This window comes from Mycobacterium sp. PDNC021 (assembly GCF_048282635.1).
GTDB lineage: Bacteria > Actinomycetota > Actinomycetes > Mycobacteriales > Mycobacteriaceae > Mycobacterium > Mycobacterium llatzerense.
The window spans coordinates 3,471,942-3,488,376 of the sequence record NZ_CP182502.1 but is presented as its reverse complement, the minus strand read 5'-3'; the positions used below and the strand labels follow the sequence as shown (position 1 = coordinate 3,488,376).

At 63.8% G+C, this 16,435-nt stretch carries 15 protein-coding genes; 7 read left to right on the top strand and 8 right to left on the bottom strand.

What is annotated here, in order from left to right; translation table 11 throughout:
• Nucleotides 1–44 precede the first annotated feature (44 nt).
• Nucleotides 45–1,640 carry an FAD-binding protein gene (locus tag ACNO8X_RS16575; protein ID WP_418001893.1) on the top strand — a complete coding sequence of 532 codons (1,596 nt, stop codon included), beginning with the start codon at nt 45–47 and terminating at the stop codon, nt 1,638–1,640.
• On the opposite strand, the gene ACNO8X_RS16570 is transcribed toward ACNO8X_RS16575, so the two are convergent.
• On the bottom strand, nt 1,553–2,278 hold the full coding sequence (locus ACNO8X_RS16570) for a helix-turn-helix domain-containing protein (RefSeq protein ID WP_418001892.1): 726 nt from the start codon (nt 2,276–2,278) through the stop codon (nt 1,553–1,555). The genes ACNO8X_RS16575 and ACNO8X_RS16570 overlap by 88 nt on opposite strands.
• On the bottom strand, nt 2,275–3,732 hold the full coding sequence (locus ACNO8X_RS16565) for an APC family permease (RefSeq protein ID WP_418001891.1): 1,458 nt from the start codon (nt 3,730–3,732) through the stop codon (nt 2,275–2,277). Before ACNO8X_RS16565 ends, ACNO8X_RS16570 begins: the two co-directional genes overlap by 4 nt.
• A gap of 185 nt (nt 3,733–3,917) precedes the next feature.
• Here ACNO8X_RS16565 and ACNO8X_RS16560 point away from each other — a divergent pair, with 185 nt between their 5' ends.
• Entirely contained in the window at nt 3,918–5,258 is a 1,341-nt protein-coding gene (locus ACNO8X_RS16560; protein WP_418001890.1) for an AurF N-oxygenase family protein, read from the top strand.
• A 10-nt stretch (nt 5,259–5,268) separates the two neighbouring features.
• Here ACNO8X_RS16560 and ACNO8X_RS16555 read toward each other — a convergent pair whose 3' ends face one another.
• Together ACNO8X_RS16555 and ACNO8X_RS16550 are read right to left on the bottom strand one after the other, a co-directional pair.
• The gene (locus ACNO8X_RS16555) at nt 5,269–8,151 is read right to left on the bottom strand and encodes an RND family transporter (protein WP_418001889.1); all 2,883 of its coding nucleotides are present in this window, start codon (nt 8,149–8,151) and stop codon (nt 5,269–5,271) included.
• Nucleotides 8,148–8,594 carry an MmpS family transport accessory protein gene (locus ACNO8X_RS16550; protein WP_043396213.1) on the bottom strand — a complete coding sequence of 149 codons (447 nt, stop codon included), beginning with the start codon at nt 8,592–8,594 and terminating at the stop codon, nt 8,148–8,150. The genes ACNO8X_RS16555 and ACNO8X_RS16550 overlap by 4 nt, the downstream gene beginning before the upstream one ends.
• Nucleotides 8,595–8,801: 207 nt before the next feature.
• Here ACNO8X_RS16550 and ACNO8X_RS16545 point away from each other — a divergent pair, with 207 nt between their 5' ends.
• Nucleotides 8,802–9,398, top strand: a complete 597-nt coding sequence (locus ACNO8X_RS16545) for a TetR/AcrR family transcriptional regulator (protein ID WP_418001888.1) — start codon at nt 8,802–8,804, stop codon at nt 9,396–9,398.
• Here ACNO8X_RS16545 and ACNO8X_RS16540 read toward each other — a convergent pair.
• Entirely contained in the window at nt 9,395–9,886 is a 492-nt protein-coding gene (locus ACNO8X_RS16540) for a helix-turn-helix domain-containing protein (RefSeq protein WP_418001887.1), read from the bottom strand. The genes ACNO8X_RS16545 and ACNO8X_RS16540 overlap by 4 nt on opposite strands.
• A gap of 503 nt (nt 9,887–10,389) precedes the next feature.
• On the opposite strand from ACNO8X_RS16540, the gene ACNO8X_RS16535 reads away from it, so the two are divergent.
• The 3 genes from ACNO8X_RS16535 to ACNO8X_RS16525 all read left to right on the top strand — a co-directional run bounded on the left by ACNO8X_RS16535 (nt 10,390) and on the right by ACNO8X_RS16525 (nt 12,866).
• Nucleotides 10,390–10,803, top strand: a complete 414-nt coding sequence (locus ACNO8X_RS16535) for a hypothetical protein (protein ID WP_418001886.1) — start codon at nt 10,390–10,392, stop codon at nt 10,801–10,803.
• Between the two features lie 548 nt (nt 10,804–11,351).
• Complete coding sequence (locus ACNO8X_RS16530; protein ID WP_418001885.1) at nt 11,352–11,582, top strand: deoxyribodipyrimidine photolyase; 231 nt, start codon at nt 11,352–11,354, stop codon at nt 11,580–11,582.
• Nucleotides 11,583–11,645: 63 nt separating this feature from the next.
• A complete protein-coding gene (locus tag ACNO8X_RS16525; protein WP_418001884.1) occupies nt 11,646–12,866 on the top strand; it encodes an MCE family protein in 1,221 nt (406 codons plus the stop codon).
• A 54-nt stretch (nt 12,867–12,920) separates the two neighbouring features.
• On the opposite strand, the gene ACNO8X_RS16520 is transcribed toward ACNO8X_RS16525, so the two are convergent.
• Together ACNO8X_RS16520 and ACNO8X_RS16515 are read right to left on the bottom strand one after the other, a co-directional pair.
• Nucleotides 12,921–13,145 (bottom strand): hypothetical protein, encoded by a 225-nt coding sequence (locus ACNO8X_RS16520; RefSeq protein WP_073912674.1) that lies wholly within the window; start codon nt 13,143–13,145, stop codon nt 12,921–12,923.
• A 68-nt stretch (nt 13,146–13,213) separates the two neighbouring features.
• Nucleotides 13,214–13,489: a hypothetical protein gene (locus ACNO8X_RS16515; RefSeq protein WP_418001883.1), complete on the bottom strand. Its 276-nt coding sequence runs from the start codon at nt 13,487–13,489 to the stop codon at nt 13,214–13,216.
• 597 nt (nt 13,490–14,086) lie between these two features.
• On the opposite strand from ACNO8X_RS16515, the gene ACNO8X_RS16510 reads away from it, so the two are divergent.
• The gene (locus ACNO8X_RS16510; protein WP_260938664.1) at nt 14,087–14,344 is read left to right on the top strand and encodes a hypothetical protein; all 258 of its coding nucleotides are present in this window, start codon (nt 14,087–14,089) and stop codon (nt 14,342–14,344) included.
• A gap of 517 nt (nt 14,345–14,861) precedes the next feature.
• On the opposite strand, the gene ACNO8X_RS16505 is transcribed toward ACNO8X_RS16510, so the two are convergent.
• Nucleotides 14,862–15,536: a GNAT family N-acetyltransferase gene (locus tag ACNO8X_RS16505; RefSeq protein ID WP_418001882.1), complete on the bottom strand. Its 675-nt coding sequence runs from the start codon at nt 15,534–15,536 to the stop codon at nt 14,862–14,864.
• Between the last annotated feature and the right edge of the window lie 899 nt (nt 15,537–16,435).

Here is a 16,435-nt window from a genome sequence, read left to right as displayed (position 1 = left end):
AAAGTCTAAACTACGAGTACTAGAGCTTGTCGGAAAGGATCACCATGAGCGGCGTCACGGCGGACGTGGTTGTGGTCGGCTACGGAGCTGCCGGTGTGTGCGCCGCGCTGGAAGCGCGAGCTCAGGGGGCAGATGTCCTCGCCATCGACCGATTCAACGGGGGCGGCGCCACGCAGGTGTCGGGCGGGATCATCTACGCCGGCGGGGGCACGTGGGTGCAGCGCGAAGCCGCTATCGACGACAGCGCTGATGCGATGTACACCTATCTGCGCGCCGAGGTCGGCGACTCGGTGCGGCCAGAAACGCTGCGGCGGTTCGTCGACGGCAGTCCCGCAATGATCGACTGGCTCACCGAACACGGCGTGCCGTTCGAGGCATCGGTGTGTCCCTACAAGACGTCGTACCCCAACAACAAGTACTACTTGTACTACTCGGGCAGCGAGAACTCCGGGCACTTCCGCGCGCTCACACCGCCGGTGCAGCGCGGTCACCGAGCCAAAGGGCCTGGTGCGTCCGGCAAGAAGATCTACCAGCCGCTGGCTGAGTCTGCCAGCCGCGCCGGGGTGCGCACGATGTTCCATACCCGCGCCGAGTCGCTTCTGACTGATTCCACCGGTCGAGTCGTGGGTGTGCGGACCAGCACCCTTGCGCACGCACCGGCGTCGGTGAAGCGACGCTATGCGGCATACGCGGCGCTGGCAGTGAAACCGGGCATCTACTATCCGCCGCTGCGCGCGACGCTGGAGCGTCGTCTGTCGGCCCTGGAGCGCCGATACGCCCAGACGATCGACGTCCATGCCCGCAAGGGCGTAATCCTTTGTGCGGGAGGCTATATCGCCAATCGAGAATTGATCGAGCAACATGCTCCGGGGTATCGCGACGGCCTTCAGCTCGGAACCAGTGCTGACGACGGCAGCGGCATGCAGTTGGCCATCGACGTCGGCGCGGCAGTTGATCGTCTGGACAATGTGTCCGCGTGGCGATTCATCACTCCGCCAAGCGCGATGCTCGGCGGGCTCGTCGTCGACGAACGCGGGCAGCGGTTCATCGACGAAACCCGTTACGGCGCCGCCATCGGCAATGCGATGGTGCAACACCACAACGGACGAGGATGGGTCCTCACTGACCGGGCATTGCTCGACCAGGCGCGCGAACAGCTTCCACAGCAAGCGATTTGGTTTCAGCGCCTCCAGATGGAGGCGATGCTACGGACCGATCGCGTGGAGGCCGACACCCTCGAAGCTGTCGCGACCAAGGCGGGTGTCGACCCGGCGGGACTGCGCAAAACAGTCACTGAGCACAACGAGGCCGCGGCGTCGGGCGACCCTGACCCGATGGGCAAGCCGGCTGATTTCGTCCATCCCATCGAGCAAGGCCCGTACTCACTCATCGCGATCTCGATCAAACGCAGCCTGATCAATCCGTGCCCCATGTTCACCCTCGGTGGCCTCATCGTCGACGAAGAGTCCGGTGCCGTGAAAACTCCGGCGGGACAACCGATCGACGGCCTGTTTGCCGCGGGACGCACTGCCATCGGAATCTGCGCCAACTCCTACGTCAGCGGATTGTCGCTGGCCGACTGCGTGTATTCCGGACGGCGGGCCGGTGCGAATGCGGTGCATGCCGCTGCCAGCGCCTGAGCGTGGGGAGTCAGGAAGGACACCAATGTGTCCGAGTCCGCCACTCTGTGTATCGGTGCGGAGGCGGCCAGCACGGCAATGAGACTGCAGTCCTGACCGCGGATCGGGACAGCCAGGCAACCGTGGCCGGGCACCATCAGTCCGCGCTGCGAGGCAAACACTGGGCGCTCGCCGCGTGCGTCTGCGGAGATGATGCGGCCGATGGCCGAGCAATCCGGTTCGGCGACAATCCGCTCAGGATCCGACAGCGGGAAATCTGGATCGATGTCAAACAGCTCCAGTGCCGGTTGGGTAGCAGCAGCCAGGGGCCGATGCAGCACCAGATGTATCCCGAACCTGGCTTCGGCGCGCACGGCGTCCACCGCTTCGCGGACCCGGTCCGCCGGTGTCGACGGGATGCCGACCAATCGATCGATCCGGCGTCCCAGTGCGAATCCACCCAAATCGGGTGTGCGGACGAGGTACTCGCTCTCTACCAAGACGCCGAGCAGGCGATACGCGGCTGACCGCGACATCCGCAGCCGATGAGTGATTTCCAGCGCCGTAGTTCCGGGTCCCGCGGCCGCTACCTCTTCGATGATGGCCAGGGCGGCGAGCGCGGAGCGGGACCCGGCATCCGGACGCAACGCCCGTGTCATGGCGAGCGCCGCAAGTATCCGCGCCAGACCGAGGACCGCACGGTTCCCGAGTGCGCGCCAATCGATGCGAAGGCATCCGGCCGGCGGCTGCGTACCCAGTATCCGAGGGCTGCCCACAGCAACATCCAGGCCGCCGACACCGCCGATCCAGACCACGAAGGGCCCGCGACCGTCAGTCCCCAGAATCCAGCCACCACGGCGGTGAGTACCAATGCGCAGGCGGGACCGAGTACCCAGACCGCGCGACTGGGCTCGCCCAGGCGGCGCAGCATCAGCGGCATCGCGCCGGCCAGCGCGGCATATGCCAACAGGTAGCCACAGACCGCGCCGGCCACCAATGATCCACACACCGCTGTCGGGTCGGCTCCGACCGCGCTGACTGCGAACGGCAGCCCGAAGACGGCTGCCGTGCATACCGCAATCCCCACTGTCGGCGCCTTGCTACGGAGATCGGTGTGGCCGACGGCTTCTGGGAGCACGCCTTCGCGGGCCAGGGACAACAAGACGCGCGCCGCCGCAGTCGTCGACGCCAGCGCGCACGCAAAAAATGACAGAGTCGCCGCGAGATACACCGCCGGTACCAGCATCCGGCCCCCGGGACTGGCCGCCAGTGTCTCGAACCACGAACGTGTCGTCGCGCCGCTGAGCGATTCGGCCTGCGCCAGGGTCGCAAGCAGCACAACGGATCCGCCCACCAACAGCGAGCCGCGGACGGCGGCCGGCACCGTGCGCAGCGGAGCGCGCGTCTCGACCGACAGCACTGTCGCGCTCTCGAAGCCGACGAACGCCGTCATCGCCACAGCGATACCACCGGCCAGGCGGCCGAGATCGGGGGCAGGTTCCAGCATGGAATCCTGCAATAGCCGTCCGTCACTGTGACAGAGCAGCCATACCGACACCGCCACCACGAGTAGTACGGCAACGGCTTCGGTCACCAGCGAGACCCGCGCTGACAACCGGATTCCGCGAACCAGTACCAGCCCGCTCGCCACCGCAAATCCGAGCGCGCCGACCGCGACGAACCAGCCGTGTGCCGTCATCCCGGCGGCGGATGCCAAGCGCAATGCGAACGACGAGGATTCGGTGACGGCGAACATCCCGGTGCCCAGGTAGCCGAGCAACAGCGCGCCGGCGGTGATGAATCCGGACATCGGCCCGACACCGATCGCAGCACACGTGTAGAGGGAACCAGCGGCGGGCACGCGCCGTGCGAATCCCCGCACCAGCCATGACACCACCAGGGTGATTGCGAACGCGATAGCCATGCTCGCGACGACCGGACCACCTTGTGCAGCAACCAATACCGGAATCGCGGTCGCGGCGCCGCACGGCGCCATCGCCGAAACGGACTGTGCCGCAACATCGGCGGCACCCAACGCACCGCGGTCCAACCCGCCGAGGCGTGTCCGAGGGCCCAAGCCGCGCAGCGGCAACGGTTCGTTGGAGACGAGCATCGCCGAGTATAGGAACTCTCTTGTTTCTGCGGCGTTTCGCGCGAGTGTCCGCGACATATCCCGCACTGGGACAACGCTTCCCAGGCGAATCGTCGCCGCCGCAACGCTGCTGACACCGTCGCGCAAACGCCTGGCCGCACGCTCGTCGGCACCCAGTTCCCTTCGATACCAACGGAGGTCACCTCATGGCCGTGGAATTCACCTCAGTCACCCCCACAGAGTGGCGCAGGCCACATGCGACCGCGGACAGTCTGGTCGAGCTGAACGCCGACATCGCGACGGCACTCGCCGGCGCCAGCACCCGCCGGCGTTTCGATCCCTTCGTCGACATCGACTGGGATGCACCGGAAAATGCCGTAGAGGAACACGACCGGCGGTGGCAGCTGGATCCCGACATCGCCCCGCTCGCCGCGACCGAATGGTATGCGCAGCAGCCTCTCGAACAGCGTATCGCGATGGGTCGCTGGTTGACCGCGAACATCCTGAAGGTGACGCTGCAGTTCGAAATGATGCTGATCCGTGGGGTGATTCACCACGCTGGCACGTTGCCGAACGGTTCCGCGGTGTTCCGCTATCTACTGCACGAACTGACCGAAGAATGCCACCACATCCAGATGTTCCAGGAGTTCGTCAATCGCACTGGTGCCGACGTTCCTGGAATGCGGCGAGGCTCGCGGTTCTTCGGGCCGATCCTGGGCTTCATCGGTGGCTACGCCGACATCTTCTTGTTCATCGGAGTGCTGTGCGGGGAGCAGCCTCTGCATTTCCAGCAGACGCTGCAGCATCGTGGCGCCACCGCGGTGCCTCCGCTGCTGAACAGGGTTACTGCCATTCACCTCGCGGAAGAAGCTCGTCATATCGCGTTCGCCAGCCAGTATCTGGCGCAACGAATCGCGGCCGTCGGATCGTTCCGTCGTGGGTTGTACGCCTTGGCGTTTCCGATCTATCTGCGATGGCTGATCGGCGAGATGATCACTCCGCCGCGTACGTTCGCCCGGCAGTTCCGGATTCCGCGGCAAGTCTTCAAAGCCGCCTACTGGCGCAGCGATCACTCGCGGCGAATGATGGCCGAATCGGCGGCCGACGTCCGCCGCGTTGCGGAAGACCTCGGCCTGCGGACGGTGTGGGCGCGATGGATCTGGCGCCTGTTGGGTATCGACGGGCGGCTGCCGAGGTACCGCGGTGAGCCCGATCGCAGCCAACCACTCACGCGGACGGCTCAGTTTCGAACGGTGACGTGGGCGCGGGTGGCGGCCACGGCGATCATGGGAGGTATCGCTGTGGCCGCCACGCCGGTCGGCATGCGGATCATCGCGGTGGCCACGGCCGGGGCGGCCGTTTGGGCGGCCTACCACCTGCTGCGGGCTCGCCTCGGTGGTGTGGTGGGCAACCAGCCTTTTGAATGGCCCAGACTTGCCGTCTGGATCATGTTGTGCGGGGCCATGATTCCCGCAGGCGGATTGATCGGACTCGCGCTGGTGGTGTCGATGATCCTTGCGCTCGCAGAATTCATCCCTGCGTTATGAGCCACCGGTCTCAGCGTTCGTTCGATCCCACCAGATCATCGTCGGTATGGTCCTGAACCGGAGTCGGCCATGGCGCGGGCACCGGACGCTGACGCACGATTTGCGGCCACCAGAACCACTTCCCGAGCAGCGCGGCGATCGACGGCGTCATGAACGACCGCACCACCAACGTGTCGAACAGCAGGCCCAGGCCGATGGTCGTACCGATCTGTCCGAGGATCACCAGAGGGCTGAAGATGAACGCCGCCATGGTGGCCGAGAACACCAGACCGGCTGCCGTGACGACGCTGCCGGTGCCGCCCATCGACCGGATGATGCCGGTGTTCAGACCCGCGTGCATCTCCTCCTTGAACCGGGACACCAGCAGGAGGTTGTAGTCCGCGCCGACGGCCAGCAGCAGGATGATGGCCAACGGCACCACAACCCAGTACAGATGGATGCCGAAGATGTACTGCCACACCAGAACCGACAGGCCGATCGAAGCGCCCAACGACAGCACGACGGTACCGACGATGACGGCCGCGGCGACGATGCTGCGGGTCACGATCACCATGATCAGCAGGATGAGCGCGACTGCCGCCAACGCGGAGATCAACAGGTCGTATTTGGTGCCCTCTTGAATGTCCTTGTTGGTGGCGCCGATACCGGCGACGTAGATCTTGGCGTCCGACATGGGCGTCGCCTTGAGCGCATCGAACACCGCTTCCTTGATTGCGTTGATGTGTGGGATGGCCTCGGGGTTGGCGGGGTTGCCCTGGTGCGTCACGATCATGCGGGCCGCTTTGCCGTCGGGGGACAGGAACAGCTTGAGCCCGCGCTTGAAATCAGCGTTGTCGAAGGCTTCCGGCGGCAGGTAGAACGTGTCGTCGTTCTTGGCGTCGTCGAACGCCTTACCCATCGCGGTGGCGTTCTTGAGCGCCTCGTCGCTCTGGGCGTTGGTGCCACCGTTGGTCGCGTAATTCGACAGTGTCAGTTCACGATTGCGTTCCTGGATGGCGATCTGCGGCGGGATCAGCGCAACCAATTGCGGCTGCAGGGCGTCCAACCGGTCGAGGCTGGCCGTGATGTTGCCGAACTTGTCGGACAGATCGGCGATCCCGTCCAGGGAGTCGAACACCGACCGCAGTGCCGAGCACATGGGGATGTCGAAGCAGTGCGGTTCCCAGTAGAAGTAGTTGCGCAACGGCCGGAACTGGTCATCGAAATCGGCGAGTTTGTTGCGCAGATCGTTGACGGTCTCGACGGTGTCGTGGAACGCCTGAACCTGATCATGGGTGGCCGCGGCGCTCTGCTTCTGCAGCGAGAGCTGTTGCTTGAGCACGCCGATCGTGTTGTCGATCTCGTTGGCCTGCTTGAGCAGATCGTTCGCGCGGTCCTTCTGGTAGCCCAGGTTCATGATCTGGCTCGCGCTCGACGCACTGATCTGGAACGGGATGGAACTGTGGGTGATCGGCGTGCCCAGCGGGCGCGTAATCGACTGCACCAGAGCGATTCCCGGGGTGTGCAGCACGGCCTTGGCCGCGCGCTCGAGGATCAGCATGTCCGCAGGGTTCCGCATGTCGTGATCGGTTTCGATCATCAGCAGTTCGGGATTGATCCGTGCCTCGGTGAAGTGCCGTTCGGCGGCTTCCATGCCGATGACGCCTGGTGCGCTGGCGGGGATGTACGGGCGGTTGTCGTAGCTGACTTCGAAGCCCGGCAGTGCGAACACGCCGATGAGCGCGATCGCGCCGGTCACGACCAGGATTGGTCCCGGCCAGCGCACGATGGCGGTGCCGATCTTGCGCCAGCCCCGTGCCCGCTGGGCGACCTTGGGCTCCATGAGTCCGAAGCGGGTGGCGATCAACAGCACTGCGGGTCCCAGCGTCAGCGCGGCCGCCAATGTCACGAGAACACCGATGGCAGCGGGTATTCCGAGCGTCTGGAAGTAGGGGAGGCGGGCGAAGCTCATGCACGCGACGGCTCCGGCGATGGTCAACCCGGAGCCGACCATGACGTGGACGGTGCCGTGCCACATGTCGTGGTAGGCCGAGAGCCGGTCCATCCCCTTGCCGCGCGCCTCCTGGTAGCGGCCGACGACGAAGATGGCATAGTCGGTGCCTGCTGCGATGGCGAGCAGGGTCAACAAGTTCGTCGCGTAGGTGGACAGTCCGATGACGCCGGCGTGCGCGAGAAGCGCGACGACGCCACGGGCCGCCGCGAGTTCGACGGCGACGGTCAGCAAGACGATGAGCATCGTCACCACGGAGCGGTAGACGAACAGCAGCATGATGCCGATGACCAAGAAGGTGATGCCGGTGACCTCGTTGGTACCCGCGCTGCCGACTTCGAAGTTGTCGGTCACCAGCGGCGAAGCGCCCGTGATGTACGCCCTGATACCCGGCGGGGGCGGATCGGCGGCGACGATCTTGCGCACGGCGTCGACGGAGATGTTCGACATTGCCTCGCCCTGATTGCCGCGCAGATACAGCTGCGTCAGGGCCGCTTTGCCGTCCTTGCTCTGCGAGCCGCCGGCGGTGAGCGGGTCACCCCAGAAGTCCTGCACGTGCTCGACGTGCTCTTTGTCGGCCTGGAGCCGCTTCACCAAGCCGTCGTAGTAGTTGTGTGCTTCCGGACCGAGTGGCTGATCGCCCTCGATCACGAGCATTGCCGCACTGTCGGAATCGAATTCGTGGAAGACCTCTCCGATGTGCCGCATTGCGAGAATGCCTGGTGCGTCGGCCGCGTTCTGCCCGACGGAACGTTCCCACCCGACGATTTCGAGCTGGGGCGAAATGGTGTTGGTGACGGCGGCGATCCCGATCCAGATCAACAGGATCGGGAGTGCGAGCTTCTGGATGAGCCGCGCGGGCAGGGCGCCCTGGACGCCGGAGTCGGTGCGGTGCTCGCTCATGCGGTCTTGTCCAGGCACGAGATGTATCCGTTCACGTGGGTCGTGGACCTTTCGTCCTTGACGATGCCGTTGACGGTGATGCGGCAGCCGATGGTGCTGCCATCGCCCTGCGCTCGCAGGTCCGCGTACATCGTCGGGTCGTCGGTGGTGAGGGCCTGCGACCAGGGCAAGGTGACGTTCTCGACGCGCTGAGGCTGGGCGTTGATATCCAGATAGTTGATGGTGGCCGTGGAGCCGGGCGAACCGAACACCTCGAACAGCACCCGTTTCGGGTTGTAACCGGTGTTCTCAAGGGCCTCTGAACCGGGCCGCGAAATCTCGTTGTCGGAGCCGAAGATGCCGCGCAATCGGTCGACACTGAAGCCGACCAGAGCGACCACTACGATCGCCACGATGGCGATCCATTGCCGGCGTGCCAACCTGCTCACCGAAAACTTGCTCAAGCCACAGCCTTTCGACGCCCCCGTTGACGAACCGCCGTAGCAATCTCGTCAAATCGTCCCGTAACGGAGAACGGTACGGTACCGTACGCGCGATCGCAACCGGGTTGACATATGGGCAAAACCCTGCGCTCAATTGCTGCAACGACGTGCAACGCCGTGGTGTAACTCTGATATTCCATCTGTGCGAGGCCGGGAAGGGGTGTGGCGATGTCAGACGACATGTGCGACACCGTCAGCTGCCCATGGAGTGAGCGGGAAGCTGAACTTCTGGCGATCACATTGGAGCTGTTGCAGGAGCACGGCTACGACCGGCTGAGCGTGGAAGCGGTGGCGACCAAGGCCAAGGCCAGCAAGGCGACGATGTACCGGCGCTGGCCGTCGAAGGCGGATCTGGTGCTGGCCGCTTTCATCGAGGGCACGCGCAGTTCCGCCGTGCCGCCCCATACGGGCTCGCTCCGTGGAGACCTCCTGGAGATCGGCCGGTCCGTCTGCGTACAGGCCCATGAGCACACCAGGACCATGCGGGCTGTGCTGAACGAGATGTCACACAGCCCTGGCCTGCAGGCGGTGATGCAGGAGAAATTCATTTTTCACCGCAAGTTGGTAATCGACGGCGTCCTCGCCGCGGCCGTCGAACGCGGCGAAATCGACTCCGCGGCTATCGATGAGGAGATCTTCGATCTGCTGCCGGGGTACCTGGTGTTCCGGGCGCTGGTCTCCGATCGGCCACCGACTGAGGACACGGTGCGGACCTTGGTCGACGACGTGTTGCTGCCCAGCCTCACACGTCACCGCGAACGTTAGGCCGGCGCAAGAGCCTGCCGCACGGGGCTCGGCGGTAGCTCGGCCATCTGTTCGGCAATGGTTGCCATGCAATCGAATTGGCAGCTGTCGACCTGCCCGAGGAGTTCTTCACGAAGGGTGGGGCTCAGCGTCATGAGTGCGGTCGTGAGGTCACGCACGCTCTCGTCATGGCAGAGCTGGAGCCAGTCCAGCTCGACGTCGAGCGCACGCGCATAGCTGGTATTGGTGTCGAAGTACTCAACTTTGACACCGAAAAACTCGGCCAGCATCTCCGCGGTGCGCGGGGACGGGCATGTGCGGGTACCGGAGCGGAGTTGCGAAAGGTATGGGGCCGATAGCCCGTACCCGCGATGCTCGAGGGCTTCGGTTACCTCGAAGCTGCGGTACGGCCCGCGTCCGGGCGGCCGGATGGCGGCGAACAGTCGGTTGAGTCGTTCTGCGAAGGAAGCTTCGTCCACTGAATACTGGCGGCGTTTCTTGCTGGCCATGCGATTCCCCCTTGAATCATGTTGCGGTGCAGTTACTTACGTGAGCCAGTTGATGCCGGTGCGTGTGTGGCGCCGAAGTGACCTGGTGATGACCGCCCGGGGGTGCGGCACCTGGGCAAGCTGCCGCAGGATGGGTGTGCGGGCACGCGCCCGTCGCATGAACGTTAGCTGAAATTTCTGTGAATGCAATGACAGCAAATGTTCGTGAAGAGTTGACGCGCCGGTAAGTTCATGGAATTCTCGTGGTATCAGTTGAGTGCCAGTAAAGCCGGGGGGCTTAGGGCCGGTCTTCTCAAGGGGGATGCAGTGTTTCGTGTTCTGCCGCGGGTATCGCGGTGTCTCGTGTCGACTTTCCCGTTGCGCGCATTGCCGTAACGGCGATTGTGCGCGTGCCACGTCTGGTGGCTGCCGGTTCGCCATCTCCGCGGGTTTGACCGCGCGCTGTGGGCACTCTGCTGCGTCACGGCGTCACGGAAACGCGGCTGCACGATATGGAGACTTGAATGAATTCCGTTGGACGGCAGGACTGTTCCCAGCGCAACCGCGGAGAGTGGGACGACGCCACGGACACGGAGACGCTGTTACGCGGCTCGCGGCTGGTGAGGCACTCGCGGTCCGCGGCACGCAAATCCGCGTACATCCCAGGCATGATCTGTCAGCCGCCGCGTCCGGTCCGGGTGGCGTACTGGTGGGCCAACGCACTCCAAGCGCAAGGCTGGCGATTGCGTGCGCTGGGGGAGCAGCTCGCCGGCGGTGGGTTCATCGCTGAGATCGGGGTAGTAGGCGATGAATCGGTGTGGGTGGTCTTTCCCCGCAATATGCCTGACGACGGCACCGAGGCGTCAGCGCTGGCCAATTGCTTTCAGCGGCTGACGTTCGACCAACGGAACTACCTCCGTCGGCTTCTCGCCAGCTGATCATTTCGTCAAGATCGCACGCTTACGGTTCCAGCGCCCAATCTTCAACCGGTGGTGCATTTTTCAGCTGGTGCCGGTCCACCTGGCGCATCCGCAGCTGGGTCGATCCGCGATGTGTCCTGGATCACCTAAGTGGGACGTTCGGTTCGAGTCCTGAATCACGACTACCCATATATCGAAGTCGAAAGGGGAGCGGTGACAACCAGCGCACAGGCTCATGTGGAGTCGTCGGGCAAAGAAGTCAGCCCGTACAGGGATCGCAGTTGGTGAGCTCACCGCGCCAGTTACGACCGCAGCCCATCGCCATCAGCAAATGTTGACAGCGTCAGAATAATTTTGCCAACGAAGCTACCGCCGTCGCGGCGGAGGTACAGAGGGCCGTGCGCAGGGAAGTGGGCCGTCACGAGGCCGAGTCCTTGACTGGCGCTGCGTTCGAGAATGGCGCGACGGGGCTGCCAACCGGATGCTGACGTTTCGAAGAATCCACGGCAGGGAATAGCCGCATCAGCTGATGCACTCGACGCGTCACTCAGTGTGAGGAATTTGAGATGGTTCACGAAATGGTCATCGCCCTACAGAGTCAGCCCGAGGCAGCCGGCTTCGTCCTGCGGGGCATCAAAGGAATCTTCGTCGCCATCGGTAGCGTCATCGCCGCGATCATCTGTGCGGTGATCGCGGGTACGAAGGGCAGAAACCCCTTGGGCTGGGGACTTCTGGGGCTGTTCTTCTCGATCCTGACGCTGATCGTCGTGATCGTGATCCCGTCAAAGAAATCTTGACGCCTCAACGTCAGCGGAACGCATTGACCTGCTCCGACGGCTCCGACGCCCTACCATCTGCCCATGGGGGACAGGCGCGCTCCGCTCAACAAGAACAGAACGCCGCCCTACAAGACCGCCGGCATGATCTTGGCCTTCACCGTAGCAGCGGCGTTGACGTTGATCTGGTGCCAATTCCGTGGCTATTTCAGCACTTCGACGGAGCTGTACGTGCTGGCGAACCGCGCTGGACTCTCGCTCGATCCGGGTTCGAAAGTCACCTACAACGGAGTGCCGATCGGCCGATTGCGGGTAGTCGACGCGGTGACCAGCAGTGGCAGAAGTCCGCAAGCCCGGCTGGTGCTCGATATCGATCCGGAGTACTCGAACACGTTGCCGCGCAATGTCGAAGTGCGACTGCAGGCCACCACGGCGTTCGGCAACAAGTACGTCGCCTTTACGTCTCCTGGCGATCCGTCTGCGCAGCGCCTGCGGGCCGGCGATGAGATCAACGCAGTCGGCGTCACGTCGGAATTCAACACCTTGTTCGAGACCATCACCGCGATCTCCGGGCAGATCGACCCGGTCAAGGTCAACGCGACGTTGACCGCCGCAGCGCAGGCGCTCGACGGCATTGGTGACAGATTCGGACAGTCCCTGGTCGAGGGCAACGACATCCTGGCTGACTTCGTCGCGCGGATGCCCGATTTCCAGCATGACACCAGGGCCATCGCCGACCTCGCGGACACCTACGCGAATGCCTCCGCGGATCTGTGGGATGGCCTGGCGAGCGCAGTTCAGTCGGTGCGCACCATCAACGGCCAGCGTATGAACTTGGATCGCGCGCTGATGGCCGCAGTCGGGTACGGCGATGCCGCTGCGGACAGCTTCGAGCGCGGTGGTCCGTACCTCGTCCGCGGCACGCAGGATCTGCAGCCGACAGCTCAGCTGTTGAACGAATACAGCCCCGAATTCGACTGCACGTTAAGGGGCGTCGTACGGGCAGCACCGGCTCTGGCCAAGGCGATCGGTGGCAACGGATACTCGCTGTCAGGACCCGGCACGTTGGTCGGCGCCGCGAATCCCTATGTGTATCCGGACAATCTGCCGCGAGTCAACGCCTCGGGTGGTCCGATGGGCCGTCCGGGATGCTGGCAGGTGACCAAGGACATCCTTCCGATGCCGTACTTGGTCTTGGATACCGGCGCCTCTATCGCGCCGTACAACCACATCGGATTCAACTCACCGCTGGTGGCCGACTATGTGTGGGGTCGTCAACTCGGAGAGCAGACCATCAACCCGTGAGCGCTGCGGCGCTTGCGATGAACCGCCGTGGATCGGACGGGTCATCGCGCGCGATCAGCGGCGCCGTCCCGGCATCCCGAGCCAGGGCATCATGGGCTGGTTGGCCGGCGGGGCGACTGTACCCGGGCGGGCCTTGATCGACGTGCTGCCGTTCGTCGAACAGATGGTTTTGGCGAAGGTGTCCTGGCACGTCGGCCGCGCGTTGGCGACGGGCGCTGAAATACCTGCCGCCGCAGCCAAACTCACCATCAGCAGTGCCGCCTTGCGTCGACCTGGCATGTGTCCGTTCCCCTCGGTCGCGTTACCAACATGGATGTGCGCGGTACGCGCTGGCATGCGCTCGCTCATCAGGGGCAGGCCGATACAACAATGCTGGTGGGGTCATCGCCAAACGGCGTGCCGGCCGCCGCCGCGCGGTTGTACGCGTCGTCCCGGGCGGTCTCGATGGTGACGCCGGCACCGCCACTGACGACATGGCTGACGCCGTCGCCCACCGACACGATGCACAGGCGGTCGTTGGTCACCTCATCGCTGGTGCACTCAACTCCACCGGCGGCGGTGCATGCCGCGATGACTGCGGCTGAGGCTTCCTCGTTGGTGTCACCGGTTGCGGTGAAACCCACCAGGGCACCTTGGAATTCACCCGTGCCGACTGCCACCGAAACGTCGTCTGCGTCTTGCACGAAACCGGGCGGACCCCCTGCCCAAGCTGTAGCCGCCGCGCCGCCCGCCAAGACAACGCCTGCAGCCACGATCGCCGAAACCAAACGGCTGTTCGTCATACCGATCCTCCCAGTCGTGTAATTCAGCGGCAGTCTATCTATTGTTTCCCCAAAATTAACGGAAACTTGAATATTTGTCCGAGGTCGACGGCGTCGAGCGTCGTCGGGTCTGTGTGCGGCTGGGCCCTCAGAGCGTGAACGAAACAGGTTGCTCGACAACAGTATTCATACCCAATGCACTGCATGTGGGTCGTATGCGTGACGCCTGACTACTTGCCCGACGTCGTGGAAGCTGCCCTACAGAGGCGGCGGACCGGCCGACTGTCTATGAATTCGCTTAATGTTCCGTTCATCTTCCGTACATCGCGCATACACTCACAATTAACGACAGGGTAAATCAACGGTTGCGCAGGGGAGCCCGACCGTCAGAGGGGGAGTGAGATGCGGATTTCATCGCGACATACGAGGCCCATCGGTTTGACCACACTGTTGGCGGCCATGGCAATCGGGGAATCGCCGTTGGCCGCAGCGGACCCGACGCCGGGCAGTCAACCCGCCGATCAGATCATCCACGAATTGAGTACCGACGGATACACCGTGTCGATCAACTGGATCAGCGGCCGCAGCTCATTGCCGCTGAACCGATGTCAGGTGAATGCGATCCACAATCCGAACCGCGGGGTGCCGCCCCTGCCGAAGACATCGGTGACGGTCTATGTGGACGTGGCCTGTCCGGACGACGGCTCGAATTCCTGATCCTTCGCTCGCTGGTTGGGCATGATGTGCGCCATGGCGGATCAGAGAGTTTGGGCTGGGCGAATAACGGGTATCCGCTGCCACGATGCTGCCGGACGAAAGTGATCGCACCATGCCTACCAATCCGAATCCGCTGCTCCCAACTCGGCTGACGGCATGCGTCGGCGCAGTGGTGCTGGCAGTGTCCAGCCTCGCTGCGTGTGGCGACAAGGCCTCGAATGACAAGCCGACGACATCAGTCACCACGACGACGTCGACCAGCGAAACATCCACGACCACAGTCACTCCGACGTCAGGTGCGCCGACGGTTGACACGTCGGCGCCGGTCACTGAATCGCCTGCGCCGCAGACGCCCGCGCCGGAGACGGGCGGACCAATGGCCCCGGCGCCATCGGCGATTCCCGCGCCGCCTGCCATTCCGTCGCCGCCTGCGATTCCGGCAATTCCGTCGCCGCCACCGATTCCGATGCCATGACATCGGAATCGAATGAGGGGCTACGCATTCAGCGGCGCTGAGTCAGGGAATTCGGACGATCTCGAGCGGGACCGAACGGGTCAACTCGAAACCCATGGCCGTATAGAGCTTCTGAGCTGGGTTGTCGTCGGAAGTATGAAGGAACGGTGTTTCGCCGCGATCCCGGATTCCTTGAGCGACCGCGCGGATCAGACGGGACGCCAGGCCCCGTCCTCGAGCTTCGGGGGCGGTGCATACGGCGCTGATTTCGGTGTATCCGGTCGGCCGCATCCGCTCGCCGGCCATCGCGACGAGCGAACCGTTGGCATCACGGATACCGAGGTAGGTGCCGAGTTCGATGGTTCGGGGCAGGAACGGACCCGGTTTGGTCCGCTCGACGAGGGCCGTCATCTCAGGTACGTCGGCCGCCGTGAGTGGTACCGCGGCCGGTTCAGGGGCGGTTTCGACAGCGCTGCCCTCGTATTGGACCAAGCCAAATGTCTGGACGACAGACCACGTCGCCGGCAGCGGCGTAGCGCGGTCGCGAAGTACGGCGATCCGGCTGGGACCAGCCAGGTGCGCGACGTGACCGTAGTCTTCGTCTGTCAGTTCGCGCGGGTGGCCATAGAACACCGAGACGTCTGGGCGATACCGTCGGATCCGTCCGCTGACCTCACGGAACCGGATGTGCGGGCCGTCGAGTGCGGCATTGACAGGGTCGGCGAGGACATCGGTCACGACTCGATCATCCCAGACCACGAGAAGGCGAAAGATCGCCGCTGACAGGCACGCGGAGATCGCGTCGCATTCATGAACATTGAAACCAGTTGCACCCCATCATTATTCGTCACTGTGACGAATAATGATGGGGTGGCGGAGTGGGATGAGTCGGGGTAGTGAACGGCGGCCGGTCCGGTTCGGTCGGCGTGCCAACCTCCAGTCGGTGCTGGACCCACACAGTCAGCCTGCTTGCGACCGCCGGCGGACACCACTTTCGTTGCAGGAGAAGTGCCTTTCGACGATCGGACTGTCGACACACCGGGGGCTCCTGAGATGGTGCCGACTAAAACTGCTGTGGGACCGGGCAATTCGCCGCCTTTGTCTATCTATCCACACGGCGCACATAACGTCACGTGACGTATAACCGTCACGCCGGCAAGGAAGCTAGGGCGTCACAGGCTGCGGGCTCTTCAGTAGTTCCGGACCGCCGACCGCGAGTCATGTCCAGCACTGCCACATTTTCTCAGATTCGGACCTGCGCAGGCGACCATCGGCACGGAGAAATTGGTCGCGATCAGAGGCGATGCAACTCGCACATGGTTCCGGAAAGCAGGGCAGATTCGGACGGCCTACATGTTTTCCCGGATTACTGTCAACAAGTCCTGGATCGGACAACGCGGTGGACCAGCGCCGTAGTCTGCTGACTCACCGGGCTAAAGCTAGCTGGTACCGGTGCGTGCTTAGGTGGTGCGAGTGGCTTCGTAGTCGCCGGCCAGGATCGGTAAATCTGCCGGGGTGTCTCATTGGAATATGGCCAAAGTCGTCATTGTGGGTGCTGGTCTGGCAGGCCTCTGCGCCGGGATTCGGGACTGCCCCGGGTTCAGTCGACTCGCGGGGTGTGAATTTCAGGCCGCGGT

Bases quoted from the DNA above. Each gene is read 5' to 3' on its own strand.
- ACNO8X_RS16510 (WP_260938664.1), top strand. From the start codon at position 14,087: ATGGCAATCGGGGAATCGCCGTTGGCCGCAGCGGACCCGACGCCGGGC.
- ACNO8X_RS16565 (WP_418001891.1), bottom strand. From the start codon at position 3,732: ATGCTCGTCTCCAACGAACCGTTGCCGCTGCGCGGCTTGGGCCCTCGG.
- ACNO8X_RS16540 (WP_418001887.1), bottom strand. From the start codon at position 9,886: ATGGCCAGCAAGAAACGCCGCCAGTATTCAGTGGACGAAGCTTCCTTC.
- ACNO8X_RS16535 (WP_418001886.1), top strand. From the start codon at position 10,390: ATGAATTCCGTTGGACGGCAGGACTGTTCCCAGCGCAACCGCGGAGAG.
- ACNO8X_RS16570 (WP_418001892.1), bottom strand. From the start codon at position 2,278: ATGACACGGGCGTTGCGTCCGGATGCCGGGTCCCGCTCCGCGCTCGCC.
- ACNO8X_RS16545 (WP_418001888.1), top strand. From the start codon at position 8,802: ATGTCAGACGACATGTGCGACACCGTCAGCTGCCCATGGAGTGAGCGG.
- ACNO8X_RS16525 (WP_418001884.1), top strand. From the start codon at position 11,646: ATGGGGGACAGGCGCGCTCCGCTCAACAAGAACAGAACGCCGCCCTAC.
- ACNO8X_RS16520 (WP_073912674.1), bottom strand. From the start codon at position 13,145: ATGCCAGGTCGACGCAAGGCGGCACTGCTGATGGTGAGTTTGGCTGCG.
- ACNO8X_RS16555 (WP_418001889.1), bottom strand. From the start codon at position 8,151: ATGAGCGAGCACCGCACCGACTCCGGCGTCCAGGGCGCCCTGCCCGCG.
- ACNO8X_RS16575 (WP_418001893.1), top strand. From the start codon at position 45: ATGAGCGGCGTCACGGCGGACGTGGTTGTGGTCGGCTACGGAGCTGCC.
- ACNO8X_RS16530 (WP_418001885.1), top strand. From the start codon at position 11,352: ATGGTTCACGAAATGGTCATCGCCCTACAGAGTCAGCCCGAGGCAGCC.
- ACNO8X_RS16560 (WP_418001890.1), top strand. From the start codon at position 3,918: ATGGCCGTGGAATTCACCTCAGTCACCCCCACAGAGTGGCGCAGGCCA.